Consider the following 22772-nt stretch of genomic DNA (forward strand, 5'->3'; position numbering starts at 1 on the left):
TCCAACCCGCCGGCATCTAAGGAAGATGGCACGGTTGCCCCGACAGAGGAGAACGATATGCCGATCACTGGAAGTTGTCACTGCGGGAAGATCGCTTTTCGTATCGACGGCGAAATTCCCGCCGCGCTCACTCGCTGCACATGCTCCTTCTGCGCCAAGCGCGGCGCATTACTGGCTTACTACCCGCCCGCCCAGTTTCACGCGACGTCCGCGTCCCTCGACGATGCCATTTATCGCTGGAACACGAAACTGGTAGCCCATCATTTTTGCGCCAACTGCGGATGTGCGACCTATTCCGACAGCCCTGCGTTTGAGCCGGACGGCAGCTGGGACAAGCAAACCCGTCGCATCGGCGTCAACGCGCGTCTTTTCGACAATTTCGATGCGGCCGCGGCTCACATCGAGGTTATCGATGGCAAGAACCTTTGGTAGCGTCATTGAACTGAACGCATCACATACAATTCTTGCCGATAAAATCAAACACATCAGGGAACCAGATGGCGCTGCCTCGATAGGCAAAGCTGTGGCCGTCGGCCGCAGACTTTCCAAACGCCGGATAGGTCTTGACGTCGCCCTGCTTCCCGGCTTTCTTCCGTTCCGATGACAGCACCTCGCTTGGGGCGAGATTAAAGTCGTTGGCCGCCTGAAAGAACAGCATCGGGCTATCGGCCAGTCGCGCCGCAGTCTTCATCGTCTGCTGAAGCTCCGGCGATTCATCCCAGCTCTCGGCGCCGCCGGAAGCCACTACCGCGGCGCAGTATGGCAACCTGGCGGCGCCAAGTACCGTTTCGACTCCGCCGAAAGAATTTCCGGCGACGGCAATCCGGTTTGGTTGAACAAACGTTTGCGTTTTAAGCCATGCGAACGCGGACAACTGGTCCGCCAACTGCTCGGTGCCAAGCAGCCTGGTCATCGTCACCGATGCTTCCTTGACCCCGCCGCGTTGTCGCGCCGCCTTGATTTCATCGATGATGTAGGCCCCTGCATTCGAACTCAGTCCCTGTCCCCGGCGATAGGGCATGAAGAAAACCCACCCCTTGCTCGCAAAAAGCGGCCCGATGATATTGCTCGCCTGGCTGTTGAGCATTCCGGGCGCGCTGCCATGATTGTATAAGACGACGGGGAAAGGACCATCCCCCTCCGGTTTGAATAGTTCGCCGCCGAGCTCGCGGCCATCGCTTTGAAAATGGACTATTTCGGGCATGGCTTTCAATGTGTCGGCCATTCCCGTTTTCACATAAAACAAAAGGACAAGCAGCGAAATTTTATAGTTCATTCAAATCGATCATGGAAGTTATTTGTAGTCGTCCGGCGTCAGCATGTACTTCTGCATTTTATAGTACAGCGTTTGCTTCGGCACGCCCAGCGCGGTGCTCACTTCGGTGACGCTGCCGCTGGCCCGGCGCAGCTCCTGTTCGATGACGGCGCGCTCGAAGCAACCCACCTGTTCCGCCAGCGGCAACGGCGCCATGCTGCGCGCCGACAGCAGGCCGTCGGCGCCGCTCGACAAGCCCAGCACGAAGCGCTCGGCGATGTTGCGCAGTTCGCGCACATTGCCCGGCCAGTCGTGCGCCATCAGCGCCTGCATCAACGGTCCCGGCACCGGCGGCGCGCTGCGCTTGTAGCGCGCCGCTGCGCCCAGCAGGAAGTGCTCGAACAACAGCGGAATGTCCTCGCGCCGCTCGCGCAGCGGCGGCAGGTTCAGCACGATCAGGTTCAGGCGGTAGTACAAATCGCTGCGGAACTTCTGCTGGTCCGACCACTCCTTCAAATCGACCTTGGCCGCCGCGATCACCCGCACGTCCACCGGCACCGGGCTGTTGGAACCGAGACGCTCCACATAGCGCTCCTGCAGCACGCGCAGCATCTTCACCTGCAGCGCCATCGGCAGGCTTTCGATCTCGTCGAGGAACAGCGAGCCGCCGTCCGCGTGCTCGATCTTGCCGATCTGGCGCTTGCCCGCGCCGGTGAAGGAGCCCGACTCGTGGCCGAACACTTCGCTCTCGAAGATGGTCTCCGGGATCGCGCCGCAATTGAGCGCGACGAAATTGCGCTGGTGGCGGCGGCTGAACTGGTGCAGGCAGCGCGCCACCATTTCCTTGCCGGTGCCGGTCTCACCGTAGATCAGCACATCGGCCGGTTCGTCGGCCAGGTCCAGGATCAGGCGGCGCAGGTCGCGCATCGCGGCCGAATCGCCCAGCAGCGTCGCTTCGATGCCCTCGCCGTGGGCGATGCGGTGGCGCAGCGCGGCCACCTCCAGCACCAGCCGCCGGGTCTCCATCGCGCGCTGCACCACGTCGGTCAGCTGCTCCGACGAATACGGCTTGGCGATGAAGTCGTAGGCGCCGTCGCGCATGGCGCCGACGGCCATGGTGATGTCGCCATGGCCGGTCACCAGCACCACCGGCAGCTGGGCGTCGATGGCCTTGACGGCGGCCATGAATTCCAGTCCGCTCATGCCGGGCAGGCGCACGTCGCTCACCACCACGCCGTCGAAGCCGGGGGTAATCAGGGACAGCGCCTGTTCGGCGGTGTGGAAGGCTTGCACCTCGATGCCCGCCAGGTCCAGCGCCTGCGCGCTGCCGGCGCGCACGGTGGCGTCGTCTTCGATCAATAATACTTTCATGTGGTCTCCGGCTCCGCAATGGGCAACTCAATGATAAACCTGGCGCCGCCCGTAGTCGTGGATTCGGCCAGCAACTGGCCGCCAAACTCGCGGATGATTTGCTCGGATATCGCCAAGCCCAGGCCAAGGCCCTGCCCTTGCGGTTTTGTTGTATAAAAAGGTTCGAATAAATGGCTGCGGACCGCTTCCGGGATGCCCGGCCCCGTATCCGCGACGGCGATCATGGCTTTCTTGAAACTGCTGGTGACGCTGACGGTCAGCTGGCGCACTTCACAGCCGGCCATGGCGTCGAGCGCGTTGCCGAACAAATTGACCAGCACCTGCTCCAGCCGGTTGCTGTCGCACAGCGCATGCACGTCCTGGCTCAGCATCGACATGCGGAAGTTGACCCGCTCCTGCTCCACCCGCCGCTCGACCAGGAACAGCGCGGCGGTGATCGCGGCCGCCACCGGCACCGGCTTGAGGCTGGCGTCGGCCTTGCGGGCGAACTGGCGCAGCTGCCCGGTCAGCAGGCCCATGCGGCCGACCAGTTGCGAGATGGTGGTCAGGTTGTCCTTGGCTTCATCGAGGCGGCCACGCTCGATCAGCACGCGGGCGTTGTCGGACATGGTGCGCAGCGCCGTCAGCGGCTGGTTCAGCTCATGCGTGATGCCGGCCGACATCTGGCCCAGCACCGCCATCTTGCCGGCCTGGACCAGCTCGCTCTGCGCCAGCCGCAGTTTTTGCTCGGCCTGGCGGCGCACGACGTTTTCCTCGCTCAGGTTGTGCGTCATCTGCTGCAGGCTGGCGGTGCGCTCGGCCACCATGGTCTCCAGGTGGTCGTAGGCGCGCTGCAAGTCCACCCGCGCGCGCTGGCGCTGCCGTCCCAGCCGGCGGCGCTGGCGCGCGTACAGCACCAGCATCAGCAGCAGCGCTTCCGACAGCCAGGTGAAGATGAAGGCGTTGCGGGCGCTGGCCTCGGCCGGCGCCAGGTCGGACAGGTAGACGAACTGCCACTTGCGCGGCGCCAGCGAACGGGTCTGGCTGAGCATGCGCGCATGTCCGGCCGGCGACGGCGTGGCGACGATGGCGGCGCCGTTGTCGAGCTTGCGCAGTTCGCGCATGCCCAATGGCAGCAAGGCGTGCGAGAAATACTGGCGCGACACTTGCAGCTCCTGCAGCACCTCCGGCGCCAGCGGCGCCAGCGTGCGGTACTTCCAGTCCTGCACCGAGCTGAGGAAGACGACCCCGTGCGCATCGGTCAGCATCACCTTGTCGGCGCCCTGCACCCAGCCGTTTTCCAGCGTCTCGATGTTGACCTTGACGGTGGCAACGCCCAGCATGCGGCCGTTGTGATAAATGCCGTGCGCGAAGAAATAGCCCGGCTCGCCGCGCGTGGTGCCGACGCCATAGAAACCGCCCGGCGTGCGCCGCAGCGCATCGCGCACGTAGGGACGGAAGGCGACGTTGTCGCCGACGAAGCTGTCCGGCTCGCGCCAGTTGCTGGACGCCTGGGTCAGGCCCTGCAGGTTGACGATGTAGATGGTGGTGGAGCGGGACAGGCGGTTGACCTGTTCCAGGTAGGCGTTGACCTCGGCGCGCACGGTTTCATCGCCCGGCCGCTGCAGCAGGGCGATGACGTCCTTGTTCAGTTCCAGCGTGCCGGGCAGGAAGTCGTATTTGGACAACAGGTTCTCCAGGCTGACGGCGTAGCTGTCGAGCCGCTGCGCACCGGCCAGGCGCAGCTTTTCGGTGGCGGCGTTTTCGGTCCAGCGCCAGGCCAGCACCGCCACCGCGAGGCAGCACAACAGCACCAGCACCCACGGCGCGACCCGGCGCAGCAGCCGGCGGCCCGGCCGTGGCGGCAAGTCGGTCTGCGCTGCTGCTGCCATAAACTCCCCTGTTGTTATCGTAGTTTCATCCGCTCACATTAAAACACATGGCGCACGCCGAGGTTGAATCCGGTTGTGCCGGTGCCGGTGTCGGTCGCCGTGCCGACATGGAAGTTGGCGCCGTTGCGGTTGATGATGCGGCCATATGCAGTGTACAGGTCGGTACGCACCGACAGCGGATGCAGATAGCCGATCGCCGCCTGGCGGGAACGCTGGTGCGCGGCCGAGTCGTCGCGGTGGTCGATGTAGGAGGCCAGGAACTTGCCCGCGCCCACCGCCACGCTCACGCCCAGCAGCGCATCCCGGCTGTCGTTGCCGAGCAGGTCCTGGTTGCGCGAGTAGGCCGCGTGGCCGGTCACGCCGTCGACGCGGTAGCGTCCGGCCAGCATGGTGTAGCGGGTGTGGGCGGTGGCCAGCGCGTTGTCGCGCTGATGATGCGCCAATACCAGGCTCAGCGGGCCGTTGTCGTAGCTGGCGGCGCCGCCGATGCTGCGGTTCCTGGCGCTGTCGCCGGCCGTCTCGCCGAAGCCATACATCACGTCGGCCGAGAAGCCCTTGTAGCGCGGCGTGATGTACTCGACCGAGTTGTCGACCCGGGTGCTCGGGAAGAACACGTTTTGCGCATTGCCCGCAAAGCCGGTGACGAAGGGATCGGCCACATCGCGCAGGGCCTTGTAGTACGGCATGTACTGGCGCCCCATGCTGACCGCGCCGGCCTTGCCGGACAGGCAGACATAAGCCTGGCGGCCGAACAGCAGGCCGCCCTGCCCGGCGGCGCCGGTGTCGATGGTAAAGCCGTTTTCCAGCACGAAGCCGGCGGCCATGCCGCCGCCCAGGTCTTCCTTGCCCTTGAAGCCGATGCGCGAGCCGGAGCCCACGCCGCTGCTGACGTTCTGCGTGTTGCCGGCGGCGCCGCCGCGCTCGAGCACCAGGCCGGCGTCAGCGACGCCGTACACGGTCACACTCGATTGCGCTTGCGCGACGGCCGACACCAAACCCAGCGCCAGCGCGCCGATGACATACTTTTGCATCTTTCAATCTCCTCTAATTATTCTTCAAGCCGCACGCATCGTGGCGACGACAGGTTGTTCCACTTCTTCTTCCAGAGCGCCTTCCCACTTGGCGACCACGGCGGTCGCGACGGCGTTGCCGACCGCGTTGGTGGCGGAGCGGCCCATGTCCAGGAACTGGTCGATGCCCATCAACAGCAGCAGGCCCGCTTCCGGAATATGGAACTGGTTCAGCGTGGCGGCGATCACCACCAGCGAGGCGCGCGGCACGCCGGCGATGCCTTTGGAGGTCACCATCAGCAACAACAGCATGGTGATCTGGGTGCCCAGCGACAGATCGATGCCGTAAGCCTGGGTGATGAACAGCACGGCGAAGGTGCAGTACATCATCGAGCCGTCCAGGTTGAAGGAATAGCCCATCGGCATGACGAAGCTGGAAATCTTGCGCTGTACGCCGAACTGGTCCAGCGCCACCAGCAGTTTTGGATAGGCCGCTTCCGAACTGGCGGTCGAGAACGCCAGCAGGAAAGGTTCGCGGATCAGCACCATCAGGCGGAACACGCGCTTGCCGATGAAGGCGAAGCCGCCCAGGATCAGCAGCGCCCACAGGCACACCAGGCCGAGGTAGAAGCCGCCCATGAATTTGGCGAAGGTGGCCAGGATGCCCAGGCCGTTGGTGGTGATGACCGAGGCCATCGCGGCGAACACGGCCAGCGGGGCCAGGTTCATGATGGCGCCGGTGATGCGCAACATCACCTGGGCCAGCTGGTCGATCACGGCGGTCAGCTTGGCGCCGGCCTCACCCATCGCGCTCAGCGCGCTGCCGAAGAAGATGGAGAACACCAGCACTTGCAGGATCTCGTTGTTGGCCATCGCCTCGATCGGCGACTTCGGCACCATGTGGCTGACGAAGTCCTTCAGCGTGAAGGCCGCGGTCTTCAGGCCGGTGGCGGCGTCGACCGGCGGCAGCGGCAGGCCCAGGTGGGAACCCAGCTGCATGAAGTTCGACAGCACCATGCCCAAGGTCAGCGAGACCAGCGAAGCGATCACGAACCAGCCCATGGCCTTGATGCCGACCCGGCCGGCCGCCTTGGCGTCGCCCATGTGTGCAATGCCGACCGCCAGCGTGGAGAACACCAGCAGCGAAATGATCATCTTGATCAGACGGAGAAACACGTCCGTGACGATCGAGATATGGCTGGCGATGTCGGCGCTGAGTGCCTTGTCAGGGAAGGTGTAGTGGCAGGCATAGCCGACCAGCACGCCGAGTACCATGGCGATCAGGATGTAGAGCGTTAACGGGCGTTTCTTTTTCACTTGGCTTCTCCAGTTTTTGTTGTCATCACCGCTCAGCGTGCGCCGGCGGGTGTGGGCTACATAGCAATGGCTGTGCCAGCCTTTGACAGACAAAAATTCGGAAGCAAGTCTTTGATTCTAAATATAATTCATTTTAGAAACATTTGACGGGACACTGGAAGCATCCCGAAATCCAAACACCGCGAGAGGGGCTTGTATGGAAAGTTGGACGACCTTCAGGCGACCAACTCGCTGTCGCCCCGACCGCGCAGGCGCAGAAACACCAGCCTGGCCGCCGCCATCACCGGCACCGACAGGAAGATGCCGACTACGCCACCCAGCTGCTCGCCCGCCAACAGGCCGACGATCACCATCAGCGGGCTGACCTCGACGCCTTCGCTCATCAGGTAGGGATTGAGCACATAGTCCTGGAACAGGCGGTAAGCGAGGATGAAACCGCACAGCCACAGCAGATGGTCGTAGCCGGTGAAGCCTGCCACCACCAGCGCCAGCGCGGCGGCGGCCAGCGGGCCGGCGAACGGAATGAATTCCAGCATGGCGGCCACGCCCGCCAGCAGCAACGCATACTGCACGCCCAGCAGCGAGAAGGCCACGCTGTAGCCGATGAAGGTGGCGATCGACAGGAACAGCACGGCGCGCACGTAGCGCGACAGCAGCAGGTCGAGGTCGGCGATGATGTGCGACCACAGCTGCCGTCGTGCCGGCGCCAGCCACGACAGCAAGGCCAGCCGCATCGCGGGCGCCTCCTTGATCAGCAAAAAGCTCAGGATGGGCACCAACACCAGATAGATCAGGTTGCCGGCGGCATGCAATACGCCGACGCTGAACTGCTTGGCCAGCGGCATGGCCTGGCCGCCGTGTTCCGCCATTTGGCCTTGCAGAAAGGCCAGGATGCGCGCACGCAGCGGCTCCATGAACGGCGGCAGCGGGATGTTGTCGACCAGCTTGCCGGACTTGATCAGCGCCGGCAGTTGCTCGCTCAGGCTGCTAGCCTGCTCTTCGATGCGGGTGCCCAGCAGCGTGCCGGCCACGACCACCAGTGCGGTCACCAGCAGGAAGACCATGCCGATCGACACCGTGCGCGGGATGCGCGGCGGCCGCACGCGCTCGGCCAGCTCGATCAATGGATACAGCAGATAACTGAAGAAGACCGCAAACACCACCACCAACAGCGTCGAGGATACCCGGTACACCGCAAACAGCAGCAGCGCCACCAACGCCACAGTCCACGCGACCTTGGCCGCGCGCACGTCAATTCCGAACATAATGCCCCCTTGTATTGAATCGGGGCAGTCTGGCAGAAGTCGTCCGGCGTTGCCGTGCGTTATCGAACCGATAGGAAAGTTTTGTTAGAGCCGGCTCCACTCGAGCCAGCCGCCGTCGTAGACGCAGATCTCGGGCCAGCCCATCAGCCAGGCATAGAAGAAAGCCATCGAGGCGCGCCAGCCGGTGCCGCAATAGAACACCGTCCGCGCCTGTCGGACGATGCCGTGTTCGGCCCACTGGGCGACGATGTCGGCCGCAGGTTTCAGGCTGCCGTCGGCGTGGTGGTAAGCGCTCATGCTGTTGACGTCGCCGTCGCCGCCCGCCCTGCCCCAGCGCGCGCCGGGAATGTCGCCGACGGCGATGTAGCTGTAGCCCGACTCCTTGCCCAGGAATTCGGCCTCGGTGCGGATGCTGGCCAGCACGTCGTGGCCGCGCGCCAACAGCGCCCGCACTTGCGGCGCGCCGCACAGGTACTCGGGATGGACGGGAAACGCGATGCCGAAGTCGGGCACGGCCGCGCAGGCCGGCGCAGGGCCGCGCGCGCACGGGTGGCCGCCGGCCAGCCAGCGCGCGTAGCCGCCGTCGAGCAGGCGCACGTCGGCCACGCCGGCGTACAGCAGCAGATGCGCCAGCCGCGCGGCGGCGAGGTTGTTGCGGCCGTAGAGGATGACGGTGGTGTCGTGGCGCACGCCGCGCGCCAGCAGCAACGCCAGCAGCGCCTGGTCGGAGACCTTGTTCCATAGAGGCTCCTGCTCGATCTCACTGGTATCGAGGTAGGCGGCGCCGGGAATATGGGCCTGCTCGAACAGCGCGCCGCCGCCGCAGCCGACGTCGAACAGGCGCCAGTCGGCCGACGGCGCCGCTTCCACCGTGGCGCCGGCCGTCAGCGCCGCCAGCCACGCCGGCGTGACGAGCTGGCGCCAGCGGACCAGGTCCGGGCGGAAGTCGGTGGCGATATCGGTGGCAATCATGGCGGAGCGGCGCTGCAAGTATGTAGGGGCCGCTATTTTACGTTATCGGCAAGCTGGTATCAGCCTTCGGGCGCGAGACGTTGCAGCCCGGCTCAATCGAAACGGTAGCTGACCGCCACCAGCCCGGAGTCGAGCGAACGGCGGCGCACGGCGGGATTGCCGCGGATGGAGTCGTCCAGCCAGGTGCGGCGCAGGTTGGCGACCAGGTACCAGTGTCCGTTCAGGTGCGCCTCCACCAGCAGCGCCGCGAACGGATTGCTGGCCGAGCGCGCCACGCCGTCGTAGTAGCGGACGTAGTTGGCCGAGCGGTACTCGATACCAGCTTGCGGGTAGAAGGCGAAGCGGCCATGCTCGATTTCCGCCGCATACATCAGGTCCAGCATCGTGCCATGCGATTTGCCCAGATCGCGATACAGATTGGCCATGAAGGCGCCGACCGGCGTCACCTGCAAGGTGCCCAGGCCCAGCGGTATCGACGAGCGCTGCTGCGTTTGCGGCGGCGCGCTGGCGCGGTAGCCGTCCTCCAGCACGCGCGTCAGCAGTTCGACACTGCCGTAGCCCGCCGGCGCCAGCTTGACGCCGAAGGTATCGATGCGCGCAAACGCGGGGCCGTAGTCGAAGTTGGCATACGGGACCGCGCTGCCGTTGCGCGATTGCGCCGGCACCGCAGTCGGCGCCACGCTGACGCCTACGCCGACATCGCCCACCAGATGCGGCTCCTGCGCCTGCGCGCCGCCGGCGCACAGCAGCGCCAGCAAGACCCATCGCCGGCCAGCAGCGCTCATCGGAACGCGCTGACGATCAGCGCGACGTTGCTGCCGCCGAAGGCGAACGAATTCGACATCGCCGCTTGCAGCGCCAGCCCGCGCCGGCATTCGCGCGGCACGAAGTCGAGATCGCATTCGGGATCGGGCTTATCCAGGAAAGCGGTCGGCGGCACCGCGCCGTGGCGCAAGGCCTGCGTGGTCAGCACGAATTCCAGCGCGCCGGCCGCGCCCAGCGTATGGCCGTGCATGGACTTGGTGGAGCTGACCAGCAGATCGCGCGCCGCCGCACCGAAGGCTTGCTTGATCGACGTCGCCTCGGCCACGTCGCCGGCCGGCGTGCCGGCGCCATGCGCGTTGATGTAGCCGATCGCCGATGGCGCCAGGCCGGACTGCTCCAGCGCCTGCCGCATCGCCCGTTCCTGGCCGTCGGCGTCGGGCTTGGTGATGTGGGTGGCGTCGTTGCTGGTGCCGTAGGCGACCAGCTCGGCCAGGATGGTGGCGCCGCGCGCCTGCGCCGACGCCAGCGATTCCAGCATGACGGCGGCGCCCGCCTCGCCCAGCACCAGGCCGCCACGACCGGCGGAGAACGGCCGGCACGAACGCTCGGGATGTTCGGCGTCGAGCGGCGCCAGCACGCGCAGCGCGTCCCAGGCGCTGACCACGCCGTAGCTCAGCAAGGCCTCGGAACCGCCGGCCAGCACGCGGTCGGCGTAGCCGTGGCGGATGTGGCGGTAAGCCTCGCCGATGGCCTGCGCCGACGATACGCAGGCGCTGCTGTAGTTGTTGACGCTGCCCTTGAAGCCGCAGCGCAGCGCGATCTGCGCGGCCGCCGCATTGGTCATGCCGGCCACGACCGACATCGGCCGCACGCGGGTCTTGCCGTCGACGAACAAGTCGACATAGCCGGATTCGACGGTGAGCGCGCCGCCCATGCCGCTGCCCCAGAACACGCCGCTGCGCTCGGGAGCGGCGGTGGCGTCCAGGCCGGACTGGGCCAGCGCCTCGCTGGCGGCGGCCCAGCCCAGCAGCGAGAAGCGATCGAAGACCGGCAATTCCGAGGTCTTGACCAGCTCGGGCAAGGGACCGCGGATCTGCGCGGCGGGCGTGCCCGGCCGCTGGCGCTCACCGGCCAGCTGCAACAGGCCGATGCCGCTGTGGCCGGCCAGGGCTTGCTCGAAATTATGGTCGGCGCCGACGCCCAGGGAGGAAATCGCCCCCAGGCCGGTGATCACCACGCGCTGCGAGGTCATGCGTTGGCGGCCTTGCCGGCCAGATAGGTATCGATCTGGTCGGCGATGTCCTGCACCACCACCAGCTTGGGACGCTCATCGCCCACCTCGATGCCGAACTCCTCTTCCAGATCAAAAATCAGTTCAATCACGGTCAGCGAATCGGCGCCCAGCGCTTCGAGTTCGGTTTGCGGCTGGATGGTCTCTTCGGCTACATCAAGGCTTTTGGCGAGCAGTTTGGCGACGGTTGGGAAGGAATTCATAAAAATAGTCTCGGTATGGTAGATGTTAAGCGCGGTTCAGCAGGGCGTCCTCGGACGGCAGGTGCTGGTTGAAAAACGCGATCGTTTCGTCGGCAACGAGTTCCTTCTCATTGTCGAGGGTGATGATGTGGTAGCTGTCGTGCAAGATGATCTTGCGGCGGCTCGGCGAGCTGATGCCGCGCTCGACCAGGTCGGCACTCTTGGTGCTGGCGACGTCGTCTTCCTCGGCGTGGATGATCAGCGCCGGCGCGACCACCTTGGACAGCTGGCTGCGCACCTGCTTGATCAGGCGGTGCGCCTGGAAGATGCCCTCGGCCGACAGGCGCGAAGCGCCGGCCGCCGACGAATCGCTGACCTTCATTTCGCGGGCGATCCAGCGGCGCAGGTTTTCGTTTTTCAGGCCGTAGGGGTAGCGCTCCTGGTAGGAGTACCAATGGCGCGCCGGCGTGTAGTACGCCAGCGGCAACAGGAAGCGGTATTTCGGGATGCTCCAGCCGTCGTAGGCCAAGGTGGTGGCCAGCAGGCCGAGGGAGGCGATCTGGTCGCCACGCTCGATCGCCAGGCGCAAGGCCAGCACCGCGCCGATGCACAGGCCCACCACCGATACGCTGGCATGGGTTTGCCTGAGCTGGTCGAACAGGCGCGACACTTCCTCGAACCAGCGCTCGCTGCGCGTGGTGCGATAGGAGTCGGCCTGGCCGGACGAATAGCCATAGCCCGGTATCAGCGGGATGACTACGGTGTAGCCTGCACGTTGCAGGCGCTTGCCCACATACTGCATTTCCAGCGGGTTGCCCAGCAGGCCGTGCAATGCCAGCACGGCATGCGGGCCGCCTGCCAATTCAATAGTCTTCATACTACCCTGTTCAAGAAAATCTTATTATTGTTGACCGCGGAACGGTCGACACTCGCTGTCGCCGCGAAGGTCAAAAATGGGTCCATCATACCCTCGTTTTGCACCGGAATTCCAGTAGCCACAGCGCCGCAATCCCGTCGACATGCAGATTTATTTGCCGAGGGAGGCAGCGTGCGTGCGATCAGGTCGGCGTGATCACAGATGCGCGGGCATTGATGCCGCGAACAGTGTCGAGGATGTACCGATCCAGCCAATGTGGTAGACGAATTTTATCCAGCCGCAGCTATCGGCAGGATGATCAGTTCATTACGGATTGGAAAGGTAGCCGGCGGTTGCCGGCCGCGCCGCCGTCAATCGACGTCCAGCCCGTACTTCCGGGCGATGCGCGCCAGCTCGCCGCTGCCGCGCAGCTTCTGCAGCTCGCTGTTGAAGCCCGCCAGGACGGCCGGATCGAGGTGTTTGGCAAAGGCGATGCGGAACTCCAGCTTGTCGGCCACCAGCACCGGCACGGTCCTGATCTCCAGCTCCGCCGCGGTGATTTCCAGCATCGCCTTCGGACCGAAGATCAGCGCCTTGTCGCCGTAGCGGCCGGCGTGCAGCTTTTGCACGATGGTGGCGATGTCGGTTTCAGCCACCACCCGCATCTTGCTCAGCCGGACGGCCTTGTCTTCCAGCATGCGCAAGGTGGTCGAGCCGCGCACCGAGGCCACCGTATAGCCGTCCAGTTCGCGTTCGCTGTGCACCGGACCCGTGCCGGGATTGCCCAGAAAGGCTACATGGGACACGATGATGCCGTCGGTGAAGTTCAGGTAGGAGGAGCGCTCGTCGTTGAGCAACAGGCTCAGCACCGCGTCGGCGCGGCCGGTACGGCTTTCCGTCAGCGCCCTGAGCAGGGGCATGCCGGTAAACGAGCATTGATGGCCGAGCCGCGCGCACACCGTTTGGGCAATCTCGACCATCGCCCCGGTGTAGATTCCCGCCACAGTGGCATTGAAGGCCGGCGATTCCTGTCCGACAAATTTCAGCTCCCTGCCCTGCGCGGCCAGACTCAGCACCAACGTCAGCAGAATGATGATTCTCGGCATGGCCATCCCCCGGTAGCACTTCAGTATAACCGGTCGGAAATGAAAAAAACCCGCCGCAGCGGGTTTTAAAAATACTGGCGGAGACGGTGGGATTCGAACCCACGATACAGGTATAAGCCGTATGCATCCTTAGCAGGGATGTGCCTTCGGCCACTCGGCCACGTCTCCTAGTCGATCGCTCAACTTTGTCTTCTCTACGATGTTGCTATGGAGTAGGTGGTCGGTATCGTATAGATCGTTTCACCTTTGGTCAAGGGATGCATCTCGGTGACGCATGCGTCGCGCGCCCTCGGCGCGCGGGGCTGGCGCCTTGCGCCAGCAATTGGGCGATTCGGAGGGGATTTGCGCTTGCAAGCGCAAATCCTTCGAACCCCACCGTTCCGTCCAGACTAATAAAAAAGCCTCCCGCAGGGGAGGCTTTTTTATTAGTTCTGGCGGAGACGGTGGGATTCGAACCCACGATACAGGTATAAGCCGTATGCATCCTTAGCAGGGATGTGCCTTCGGCCACTCGGCCACGTCTCCTAGTCGATTACTCAACTATGTCTTTTCTACCAAACTGCGCTAGAGCAGACGACCGTCATAGTATAGAGCGAGACCAGATTGGTCAAGGCTAGCTGACGATATTTTTGAAAATTTTATGCCTTCTCCAACTCGAACACCTTGTGCAGCGCGCGCACGGCCAGTTCCATGTATTTTTCGTCGATCAGCACGGAAATTTTGATTTCCGAGGTCGAGATCATCATGATGTTGATGCCCTCTTCCGACAGCGTGCGGAACATCTGCGACGCCACGCCCACGTGCGAGCGCATGCCGACGCCGACCACCGAGATCTTCGACACCTTGGCGTCGCCGGTGACGCTGGCCGCGCCCAGCTCTTCCTTGGTGCCGTTCAGCACGTCGATGGCGCGCTGGTAGTCGTTGCGCGACACGGTGAAGGTGAAGTCCGTCTTGCCGTCGACCGACTGATTCTGGATGATCATGTCGACTTCGATGTTGGCATCGGCCACCGGGCCCAGGATGTGGTACGCCACGCCTGGACGGTCGGGCACGCCCAGCACGGTGATTTTGGCCTCATCGCGGTTAAACGCGATACCGGAGATGACTGCTTGTTCCATGTGTGTATCTTCCTCAAACGAAATCAGGGTGCCCGAGTTGGCTTCTACTTCCAGGTCCAGCATCGGGTCGGTCAGCGACGACAGAACGCGGGTCGGCACACGATAGTTGCCGGCAAATTCCACCGAGCGGGTTTGCAGCACTTTCGAGCCCAGCGACGCCAGTTCCAGCATTTCTTCAAACGTGATCGCCTTGAGCCGGCGCGCTTCCGACACCACGCGCGGATCGGTCGTGTACACGCCGTCTACGTCGGTGAAGATCAGGCATTCGTCAGCCTTCATCGCGGCGGCGATCGCCACGGCGGAAGTGTCCGAACCGCCGCGGCCGAGCGTCGAGATGTTGCCGCCGTCGTCCACCCCCTGGAAGCCGGTGATGATGACGATCTTGCCGTCGTCCAGGTCGCGGTTGACTTTTTCATTGTCGATCGACTGGATGCGGGCCTTGGTGAAAGCGGAATCGGTTTTAATCGCGACTTGCCAGCCGGCGTAGGAAACAGCCTTCTTTCCAATGGCCAGCAGCGCCATCGACAGCAGGCCGACCGACACTTGCTCGCCGGTGGAGGCGATCATGTCCAGTTCACGCGGGTCGGGCTGGGCCTGGATTTCCTTGGCCAGCGCGATCAGGCGATTGGTCTCGCCGGACATGGCCGATGGGACGACGACGATGCGGTGCCCGGCGTCATGCCACTTGGCGACACGCCGCGCCACGTTCTTGATACGGTCCGTCGAACCCATCGACGTACCGCCATATTTGTGCACGATTAAAGCCATAACAGAGAGTTTTCCGCTCAAATAAAGGTAAATGGAACCCTTAACTCTACATGCCGCACTGCAAAATAACAAGTCAAAAAACTCATAAAGTCATACCGTATAGACATATCTACATACAAAATTCGGCAGATAGGGGCTATTGTCTATACAGCCTGCCAACGCAGGCGCCAGCGTGAAACGCCCTCACCCACCAGGTGGTTGCAATCCATGCCGACCCCGGCTGCGAACAGCACCTGCCTGCCGGTGCTGACCACCGGCAGGCGCGAGCGCTCCCAGGCCGGGATGTTCAGCGCCTGGTAATGATACTTGAGTCCGCGCGTCGGCCGGTTGTGGGCCGGCTTGAGGCGCTCGCCGCCCTTGCGGAATTCGATCAGCAAGGGCTGGCCGCGCAGCCAATCGGCATCCAGTCCGCCTTCGCCCTCGCCTACCGGCTCGAAGTGCAGCACGCCGCCGTAGGCCGGGAAGGCCATTTCGGTTTCGCCGTTCCAGCGGAACGAGGCGCCCGGCGTTTTGTCGAACTCGTCTTCGCGCGTGCCTTCCAGGTCTTCCAGCTTCGGCGTGATGTGCAGGCGGTCGCGATGACGTCTTACGTGACAATCGGGGTGGGTGACCAGCGGTTGCGCGCCGTCGCGCGCTTCCAGCAGTTGCGCCAGCATTTCGGACAGCCAGGCCGCGCTCGGCATGCGAAGGTTGCGGGTGGCGAACCAGTGGCGCAGCATGTTGTAGCTGCGGTCCAGGCTCAGCAGGCGCAGCTTGGCGATATCAATGCAGTCGTCGACCAGGCACAGGGCCAGGTCCTGCTCCGCCAGCTCGGTCAGCAGGCGCTGGGCCGACTGCGCGTGCTGGGCGCTGCGCGCAAAGCGTTCCTGGAAGCCGGGGAAGGCCTCGTCCAGCGCCGGCATCACCTTGTGGCGCAGCGCGTTGCGGGCGAAGCGCGGGTCGTCGTTGGATTCGTCGTTGATGTAGGCGATGCCATGCCCGGCCACATAGGCGGCCAGTTGCTTGCGCGAGGCCGGCAGCAGCGGGCGCGCCATCACCAGGTCGGGATTGGCCAGCAGTTCGGGCGCGGCGTTGGCGGCGTCCATGCCGGACAGGCCGGCGGGACCGGAGCCGCGCAGCAGTTGCAGCAACACGGTCTCGGCCTGGTCGTCGAGGTGGTGCGCGGTCAGCAGCAGCTTGACGTCGTGCGCGGCGCACAGCGCGCCCAGCGCGGCGTAGCGCACCTTGCGGGCGGCCGCTTCGGTGCCGCTCTTCTGCTGGTTCGCCAGTTGCACGCGGCGCGCTTCGAAGGTGACACCCAGCGCGGCGCAGGCTTGCTCGCAATGCGCCAGCCAGGCGTCGGCGTTGGCGCTGATGCCGTGGTGGATGTGGAAGGCGTACAAGGCCACGCCATGCGCTTGCGCGTAGGCATGCGCCAGATGGAGCAGCGCCGACGAGTCGAGGCCGCCGCTGAGGGCTACCGCCATGCGCGGCGCGCTTGCCTGCTGCGCCAGCGCGGCGGCGACGGCTTGTTCGAAGGTTGAGGACACGGTCGGGATCTGTTGCTTCTTCAATGTGGACTCCAAATGCGAACCGGGGGCAGCGCGTGCGCGTGCCCCCGGTTGTTGTGTATGGATTCCCGCTTTCGCGGGAACGACGCGCTAACGTCATTCCCGCGCAGGCGGGAATCCATGCCGAGTATGTTATTCCTGCGGCGTGGTTTCTTTGAACTTACCGTAGCTCATCAGCTTCTCGTGACGGGCTTCCAGCAGGTCCTTGGTCTTCATGCCGTGGAACTGGCGCAGCGAATCAGCCAGCGCGCGCTTCAGCAGCGTGGCCATCTGTTTCGGATCGCGATGCGCGCCGCCCAGCGGCTCGGTCACGATCTTGTCGATCAGGCCCATGGCCTTCAGGCGGTGCGCGGTCAGGCCCAGCGCTTCGGCCGCATCGGAGGCGCGCTCGGAGGTCTTCCACAGGATCGAGGCGCAGCCTTCCGGCGAGATCACCGAGTAGGTCGCGTATTGCAGCATCAGCACCGCGTCGCCCACCGCGATCGCCAGCGCGCCGCCGGAGCCGCCTTCGCCGATGATGGTGGCGATCAGCGGCACTTTCAGTTCCGCCATCACATACAGGTTGTGGCCGATCGCTTCCGACTGGCCGCGCTCTTCCGCGTCGATGCCCGGGAACGCGCCCGGCGTGTCGACGAAGGTGAAGATCGGGATGCCGAACTTCTCAGCCAGCTTCATCAGGCGCATGGCCTTGCGATAGCCTTCCGGCTTCGGCATGCCGAAGTTGCGCAGCGCGCGTTCCTTGGTGTCGCGGCCCTTTTGATGGCCGATGACCATGCAGGCCTGGCCGTTGAAGCGCGCCAGGCCGCCGACCACGGACAGGTCGTCCGCATAGCTGCGGTCGCCGTGCAGTTCGTGGAAGTCGGTGAAGATTTCGTTCACGTAGTCCATGGTGTATGGACGCTGCGGATGGCGCGCGATCTGCGCAACCTGCCAGGGGGTCAGCTTGGCGTAGATGTCTTTGGTCAGTTGCTGGCTCTTTTTGGCCAGACGGTCGATCTCCTCAGAGATGTCGACAGCCGAATCGTCCTGGACGAAACGCAGCTCTTCGATTTTGCCATCGAGTTCGGCGATCGGTTGCTCAAAGTTGAGGAAAGTCGTTTTGGTCATTGTACCTCCGTGATTATTCTCAGCCGTGCGGACACAAAAACGCCTCGCACAGCGATTAGAGCATCTATTCTACAGCAACCGGGTCCAGGCTACGCCATAAGTACCAGGTCGCCACCGTGCGCCATGGCTCCCAGTTGGCCGAAACCTCGCGCGCATCGCTACGGGACACAGGTTCGCCGGAAAAATAGTTCTGGCTGATGCCCTGGATCAAACCGGGGTCATCAAGCGGTAAAACGTTCGGCCGGAGCAGATTAAATATCAAAAACATCTCGGCTGTCCAGCGGCCGATGCCGCGGATCTGCACCAGTTCGGCGATGACGGCTTCGTCGTCCATCTGGTCCCACTGGCTGGTGTGGACGCGCTTGTTCTTGAAGTGGTCGGCCAGGTCGAGGATGTATTCGGTCTTGCGCTTGGACAGGCCGCAGCCCGCCAATTGCTCGGCGCCGGCCTTGATGATCTGCGCCGGCGTGCATTTCGGGCTGACCAGCAGCAGCTTCTTCCAGGCGGTGTCGGCCGCCTTGGTGGTCACTTGCTGGCCGACGATGGAGCGCGCCAAGGTGGTGAACGGGTCGTCGTGGCCGACCAGGTGCAGGTCGCCAAATTGCGGGATCAGCTTTTTCATGATGCGGTCCCGCTTCATGAGCTCGATCTTGGCCTGTTCCCAGTACGGCGGCACGGCCGATACCGGGCCGCCTGCGCCCTCGTTATCCTTGGCGGTGACCATTATGCGCGGCGCCAGTTCGTGGTGCCGTCAGGCTTGTCTTCGAGGATGACGCCGGCCGCCAGCAAATCGGCGCGGATCTTGTCCGATTCGGCGAAGTTGCGCGCCTTTTTGGCTTCGATGCGTTTGGCGATCTGTTCCGCGATGGCGGCGTCGCCGGAGGCGTCGGCCTCGCCGACCGCGGCTTGGCGGAACTCCTGCGGCGTGCGGGCCAGCAGGCCGATGACGCCGGCCAGGGCCTTGAGCTGGCGCGCCACGGCGGGCGATTTCGATTTGTTCAGCTCGCTCACCAGGTCGAACAGCACGGCCAAGGCGACCGGCGTGTTGAAGTCGTCGTCCATCGCTTCGGCGAAGCGCACCGCGTGCGCCTCTTTCCAGTCCAGCGCCAGGCCGTCGCCTTCCACGCCGTCCAGCGCGGTGTAAAGGCGGGTCAGCGCGACGCGGGCGTCGTCCAGGTGCATGTCCGAGTAGTTCAGCGGGCTGCGGTAGTGGGCGCGCAGGATGAAGAAGCGCACCACTTCGGCGTCGTACTTCTTCAGCACGTCGCGGATGGTGAAGAAATTGCCCAGCGATTTGGACATCTTCTCGTTATCCACGCGCACGAAGCCGTTGTGCACCCAGTAGTTGACCATCGTATGGCCGAACGCGCCTTCGGACTGCGCGATCTCGTTTTCGTGGTGCGGGAACTGCAGGTCCGCGCCGCCGCCGTGGATGTCGAAATGTTCGCCCAGCAGTGCCGAGCACATCGCGGAGCACTCGATGTGCCAGCCCGGACGGCCCTTGCCCCACTTGGAATCCCACTTAACCTCGTCCGGCTCGGATTCCTTGGACGCCTTCCACAGCACGAAGTCCAGCGGATCGCGCTTGCCGGTGTTGACGTCGACGCGCTCGCCGGCGCGCAGGTCGTCCAGCGACTTGCCGGACAGCTTGCCGTAGTTGGGGAAGTTGCGCACCGCGTAGTTGACGTCGCCGTCCGCGCCCTGGTAGGCCAGGTCCTTGGATTCCAGCGTCTCGATCAGCGCCAGCATCTGCGGCACGTATTCGGTGGCGCGCGGCACCAGCGTGGCCGGCAGGATGCCCAGCGCGCCGGTGTCTTCGTCCATGTATTTAGTGAAGCGGGTGGTCAGCTGCGAGATGGTCTCGCCGTTCTCGACCGCGCGCTTGATGATCTTGTCGTCGATGTCGGTGATGTTGCGGGCGTAGGTGACCTCGTAGCCGGAGGCCAGCAGCCAGCGGTACATGACGTCGAACGCCATCATCATGCGGGCGTGGCCGATGTGGCAGTAGTCGTAGATGGTCATGCCGCACACGTACATGCGGACTTTGCCTGCCTCGATGGGAACGAATGTCTGCTTGTCACGCGCCAGCGTGTTGTAAATCTTTAAATTGCTCATCGGGCTCTTGCGGTTTCTTTGCTTGTTCTTTGTATAGCGCGTGCCGCGGTCCCGGGCAATACGAGGACCGGGCGCGGCGCGGTAGGCGCGCACCTGGGTTTCATCGCATCACGTTTGGGGACCGGCTGACACTCGGTAGTTATTCTTTCCACCTTCTAAGGGGTAGAATGGACAAGTATAGCATTGATAAAAACAGCATAGACCCAATCTGCTTTAGGATTTTTGGCTAGCCGGCCAGTTCAACCCGGATAAAACCACTACGAGGAAGTAACAATGCACCAAACTCAGCCATCGCTGTTCACCAAACTGATGACCATGTTTGCCGGCGTCGCCCTGTCGGGCGCGGCCCTGGCCGCCGCGCCAGCCGCCAACAACCCCACGCCGCAAGTCGAAATCAAGACCTCGATGGGCGACATCGTGGTCGAACTGAACCACGAGAAGGCACCCAAGTCGGTCGACAATTTCCTGACCTATGTGAAGACCGGCTTCTACAAGGGCACCATCTTCCACCGTGTGATCGACGGCTTCATGATCCAGGGCGGCGGCTTCGACGAAAAGCTCAAGCAGAAGAAAACCAATGCGCCGGTGCCGATCGAATCGCAGAACGGCCTGACCAACAACAACTACACGCTGGCCATGGCCCGCACCGGCGATCCCAACTCCGCCACCTCGCAGTTCTTCATCAACGTGGCCGATAACGACGCCCTGAACTACCCCGGCCGCGACGGTTTCGGCTACACGGTGTTCGGCAAAGTCATCAAGGGTCAGGAAGTGGTCGACAAGATCAAGGGCGTGCTGGTCGACGACAAGGGTTCGTTCCAAAACATCCCCGTGATCCCGGTCGTGATCAAGTCGGCGACGATTTTGAAGACCCCGATCCAGCCAAAACTGTAAAATAGCGGCCGCGTCGTATTTCGCACCACATTTTCACCACTACATCAGGATAACAACATGACCAACGTAATCATCACCACCAACATGGGCAATATGACCGTCGAACTGAACGACGAGAAAGCGCCTAAATCGGTCGCCAACTTCCTGGCCTACATGGAAGCCGGCCACTACAGCAACACCATCTTCCACCGCGTGATCGACGGTTTCATGATCCAGGGCGGCGGTTTCGAGCCAGGCATGAAGCAGAAGCCGGCCGACACCACCGTGGAAAACGAAGCCAAGAACGGCCTGAAGAACGACACCTACACGCTGGCCATGGCCCGCACCTCGGCGCCGCATTCGGCATCGGCCCAGTTCTTCATCAACGTGAAGAACAACTCCTTCCTGGACTACCCAGGCCAGGACGGCTGGGGCTACGCCGTGTTCGGTAAAGTCATCGAAGGCACCGACGTGGTCGACGCCATGAAAAAAGTCAAGACCACCCGCAGCGGCATGTTCGCCGACGTGCCGGCCGAAGACATCATCATCGAGAAGATCGAACTGGCTGCTTAATTAATGAGCGATGCCAACATGCGCGCCGACCAGGTCGGCGCGCTGTTTATCTCCGATCTGCATTTGCAGCCCGCGCATCCCGCCACCAGCGTAGCGTTTTTCGACTTCCTGGAGCGGCATGCGCGGCGCGCGCAACAGTTGTACCTGCTTGGCGACCTGTTTGAATACTGGGCCGGCGACGACGACATCAACGATCCCTATCACCAGCAAATCATTGCCGCGCTGCGCAGCGTGAGCGATGCGGGCGTGGCCGTCTACTGGATCGCCGGCAACCGCGATTTCCTCGTCGGCGCGCAGTTCGCCGCGGCTGCGGGCCTGACCCTGCTGCCGGAAACCTGGGTCACCGAGATCGCCGGCCAGCGCCTGGTGGTGCTGCACGGCGACGCCCAGTGCACCGAGGACGTCAAGTACATGGAGTTCCGCGCCATGGTGCGCCAGCCCGCTTGGCAGCAGCAGTTCGTGGCGATGCCGCTGGCGCAGCGCAAGGCCATCATCGCCGGCATGCGCGAGAACAGCCGCAAGGACCAGGGCAATAAATCCTACGAGATCATGGACGTGACGCCGCAAGCGATCCACGACGTCTTTGCCGCCACCGGCGCCGACGTCATGATCCACGGCCACACCCACCGCCCGGCGCTGCACCTCGTCGACGGCAAGCGCCGCTACGTGCTGCCGGACTGGGAGCCGGACGCCCAACCGCCGCGCGGCGGCTGGATCGCCATCGACCGCCATGGCGCCATCACGCGCCACGCGCTGGACGGCGCCGTCATTCCAGCGTAATCGCCACCCCGTCGACCGGCGGCGCGGCGTCGATCGGCGTCACGCAATACGCCGAGATCGACGGCAGTTCGCGCATGCGCCGCACCAGCTCCGGCCACGGTTGCGCCCACACCTGCGGATACAGCTGCTCGCCCGGCGTCACCACCGGGAAGGCCAGGTTCTCGACGCCCGGCGTGAATTCACAATGCACGGTGGCCTTGTTGCCGCGCGCATCGCAGCGATACCAGCCGCCCTCTTCCAGCCACACCGCCACCAGGCCATGCGTGCAGAACGGCGAGCCGGCGTCGCGCAGCGTCAAACGCTGGTAGCAGAAGCCGGACGGGATGCCGTTGGCGCGCAGCAGCGCCACCAGCAGATGGCTTTTCGCGGTGCACAGGCCGGTGCCCAGCGCCAGCGCCTCGGAAGCGTTGCAGCTGAGCTCTTCGCGCTTGTAATCGATGCTGTGCTCAATCTGGTCGCGCACCCAGTCGAAGCAGCGCTGCGCCGTGGCGCGCGGCGTGCCGGCCCGGAGCGAGCGGGCCTGGGCCTCCACTGCGGGGTGGTGAAAATCGACGACATCGCTGGCGGCGACGAATGCGGGCAACATGGCGTTCATGGGTCTCCTTTTTATCAAACGAACAAGATTCT

The 22772-nt window shown here is 63.8% G+C and carries 22 protein-coding genes and 2 tRNA genes; 4 read left to right on the forward strand and 20 right to left on the reverse strand.

Features of this window, described 5'->3' with window-relative positions; all coding sequences use genetic code 11:
• The first annotated feature begins 57 nt into the window (after positions 1 to 57).
• Positions 58 to 432 carry a GFA family protein gene (locus RUGAMON1_RS10360; protein ID WP_445230436.1) on the forward strand — a complete coding sequence of 125 codons (375 nt, stop codon included), beginning with the start codon at positions 58 to 60 and terminating at the stop codon, positions 430 to 432.
• Between the two features lie 19 nt (positions 433 to 451).
• On the opposite strand, the gene RUGAMON1_RS10365 is transcribed toward RUGAMON1_RS10360, so the two are convergent.
• The 19 genes from RUGAMON1_RS10365 to cysS form a co-directional block, all read right to left on the reverse strand.
• Positions 452 to 1276, reverse strand: coding sequence for an alpha/beta hydrolase family protein (locus RUGAMON1_RS10365; RefSeq protein ID WP_445230437.1), 825 nt, complete (start codon positions 1274 to 1276; stop codon positions 452 to 454).
• A gap of 18 nt (positions 1277 to 1294) precedes the next feature.
• Positions 1295 to 2626, reverse strand: coding sequence for a sigma-54-dependent transcriptional regulator (locus RUGAMON1_RS10370; protein ID WP_445230438.1), 1332 nt, complete (start codon positions 2624 to 2626; stop codon positions 1295 to 1297).
• Positions 2623 to 4497: a sensor histidine kinase gene (locus tag RUGAMON1_RS10375; protein ID WP_445230439.1), complete on the reverse strand. Its 1875-nt coding sequence runs from the start codon at positions 4495 to 4497 to the stop codon at positions 2623 to 2625. Before RUGAMON1_RS10375 ends, RUGAMON1_RS10370 begins: the two co-directional genes overlap by 4 nt.
• Before the next feature lie 38 nt (positions 4498 to 4535).
• The gene (locus RUGAMON1_RS10380; RefSeq protein WP_445230440.1) at positions 4536 to 5528 is read right to left on the reverse strand and encodes a porin; all 993 of its coding nucleotides are present in this window, start codon (positions 5526 to 5528) and stop codon (positions 4536 to 4538) included.
• Between the two features lie 24 nt (positions 5529 to 5552).
• Entirely contained in the window at positions 5553 to 6824 is a 1272-nt protein-coding gene (locus tag RUGAMON1_RS10385; RefSeq protein WP_445230441.1) for a dicarboxylate/amino acid:cation symporter, read from the reverse strand.
• Positions 6825 to 7039: 215 nt separating this feature from the next.
• Positions 7040 to 8089 carry an AI-2E family transporter gene (locus RUGAMON1_RS10390; protein ID WP_445230442.1) on the reverse strand — a complete coding sequence of 350 codons (1050 nt, stop codon included), beginning with the start codon at positions 8087 to 8089 and terminating at the stop codon, positions 7040 to 7042.
• Positions 8090 to 8173: 84 nt separating this feature from the next.
• Positions 8174 to 9061: a sulfurtransferase gene (locus RUGAMON1_RS10395; RefSeq protein ID WP_445230443.1), complete on the reverse strand. Its 888-nt coding sequence runs from the start codon at positions 9059 to 9061 to the stop codon at positions 8174 to 8176.
• A 92-nt stretch (positions 9062 to 9153) separates the two neighbouring features.
• A complete protein-coding gene (locus RUGAMON1_RS10400; RefSeq protein ID WP_445230444.1) occupies positions 9154 to 9846 on the reverse strand; it encodes a MipA/OmpV family protein in 693 nt (230 codons plus the stop codon).
• Complete coding sequence (locus RUGAMON1_RS10405; protein ID WP_445230445.1) at positions 9843 to 11078, reverse strand: beta-ketoacyl-[acyl-carrier-protein] synthase family protein; 1236 nt, start codon at positions 11076 to 11078, stop codon at positions 9843 to 9845. Before RUGAMON1_RS10405 ends, RUGAMON1_RS10400 begins: the two co-directional genes overlap by 4 nt.
• Positions 11075 to 11320: a phosphopantetheine-binding protein gene (locus RUGAMON1_RS10410; protein WP_445230446.1), complete on the reverse strand. Its 246-nt coding sequence runs from the start codon at positions 11318 to 11320 to the stop codon at positions 11075 to 11077. The genes RUGAMON1_RS10405 and RUGAMON1_RS10410 overlap by 4 nt, the downstream gene beginning before the upstream one ends.
• Before the next feature lie 25 nt (positions 11321 to 11345).
• Positions 11346 to 12176 carry an alpha/beta hydrolase gene (locus RUGAMON1_RS10415; protein ID WP_445230447.1) on the reverse strand — a complete coding sequence of 277 codons (831 nt, stop codon included), beginning with the start codon at positions 12174 to 12176 and terminating at the stop codon, positions 11346 to 11348.
• A gap of 350 nt (positions 12177 to 12526) precedes the next feature.
• A complete protein-coding gene (locus RUGAMON1_RS10420) occupies positions 12527 to 13261 on the reverse strand; it encodes a substrate-binding periplasmic protein (RefSeq protein ID WP_445230448.1) in 735 nt (244 codons plus the stop codon).
• A gap of 75 nt (positions 13262 to 13336) precedes the next feature.
• Positions 13337 to 13429: transfer RNA gene (locus RUGAMON1_RS10425), tRNA-Ser, on the reverse strand.
• Between the two features lie 264 nt (positions 13430 to 13693).
• Positions 13694 to 13786: transfer RNA gene (locus tag RUGAMON1_RS10430), tRNA-Ser, on the reverse strand.
• Between the two features lie 113 nt (positions 13787 to 13899).
• Positions 13900 to 15147, reverse strand: coding sequence for an aspartate kinase (locus tag RUGAMON1_RS10435; RefSeq protein WP_445230449.1), 1248 nt, complete (start codon positions 15145 to 15147; stop codon positions 13900 to 13902).
• Between the two features lie 143 nt (positions 15148 to 15290).
• The gene (gene tilS, locus RUGAMON1_RS10440; RefSeq protein WP_445230450.1) at positions 15291 to 16700 is read right to left on the reverse strand and encodes a tRNA lysidine(34) synthetase TilS; all 1410 of its coding nucleotides are present in this window, start codon (positions 16698 to 16700) and stop codon (positions 15291 to 15293) included.
• Between the two features lie 129 nt (positions 16701 to 16829).
• Entirely contained in the window at positions 16830 to 17804 is a 975-nt protein-coding gene (locus RUGAMON1_RS10445; RefSeq protein ID WP_445230451.1) for an acetyl-CoA carboxylase carboxyltransferase subunit alpha, read from the reverse strand.
• Between the two features lie 64 nt (positions 17805 to 17868).
• Positions 17869 to 18528 (reverse strand): DNA-3-methyladenine glycosylase family protein, encoded by a 660-nt coding sequence (locus RUGAMON1_RS10450; RefSeq protein WP_445230452.1) that lies wholly within the window; start codon positions 18526 to 18528, stop codon positions 17869 to 17871.
• A complete protein-coding gene (cysS, locus tag RUGAMON1_RS10455) occupies positions 18528 to 19919 on the reverse strand; it encodes a cysteine--tRNA ligase (protein ID WP_445230453.1) in 1392 nt (463 codons plus the stop codon). Before cysS ends, RUGAMON1_RS10450 begins: the two co-directional genes overlap by 1 nt.
• 273 nt (positions 19920 to 20192) lie before the next feature.
• Here cysS and RUGAMON1_RS10460 point away from each other — a divergent pair, with 273 nt between their 5' ends.
• Genes RUGAMON1_RS10460 through RUGAMON1_RS10470 form a run of 3 tightly spaced genes read left to right on the forward strand, consistent with a single transcriptional unit; the run spans position 20193 to position 22145 of the window.
• On the forward strand, positions 20193 to 20813 hold the full coding sequence (locus RUGAMON1_RS10460) for a peptidylprolyl isomerase (protein ID WP_445230454.1): 621 nt from the start codon (positions 20193 to 20195) through the stop codon (positions 20811 to 20813).
• A gap of 57 nt (positions 20814 to 20870) precedes the next feature.
• Positions 20871 to 21365, forward strand: a complete 495-nt coding sequence (locus tag RUGAMON1_RS10465) for a peptidylprolyl isomerase (protein ID WP_445230455.1) — start codon at positions 20871 to 20873, stop codon at positions 21363 to 21365.
• Between the two features lie 3 nt (positions 21366 to 21368).
• Complete coding sequence (locus tag RUGAMON1_RS10470; RefSeq protein ID WP_445230456.1) at positions 21369 to 22145, forward strand: UDP-2,3-diacylglucosamine diphosphatase; 777 nt, start codon at positions 21369 to 21371, stop codon at positions 22143 to 22145.
• Here RUGAMON1_RS10470 and RUGAMON1_RS10475 read toward each other — a convergent pair.
• Entirely contained in the window at positions 22132 to 22740 is a 609-nt protein-coding gene (locus RUGAMON1_RS10475) for a transglutaminase-like domain-containing protein (RefSeq protein ID WP_445230457.1), read from the reverse strand. The genes RUGAMON1_RS10470 and RUGAMON1_RS10475 overlap by 14 nt on opposite strands.
• Positions 22741 to 22772: the final 32 nt, after the last annotated feature.

Source organism: Duganella rhizosphaerae (assembly GCF_040364205.1).
In the GTDB taxonomy this organism is placed as follows: Bacteria; Pseudomonadota; Gammaproteobacteria; order Burkholderiales; family Burkholderiaceae_D; genus Rugamonas; species Rugamonas rhizosphaerae.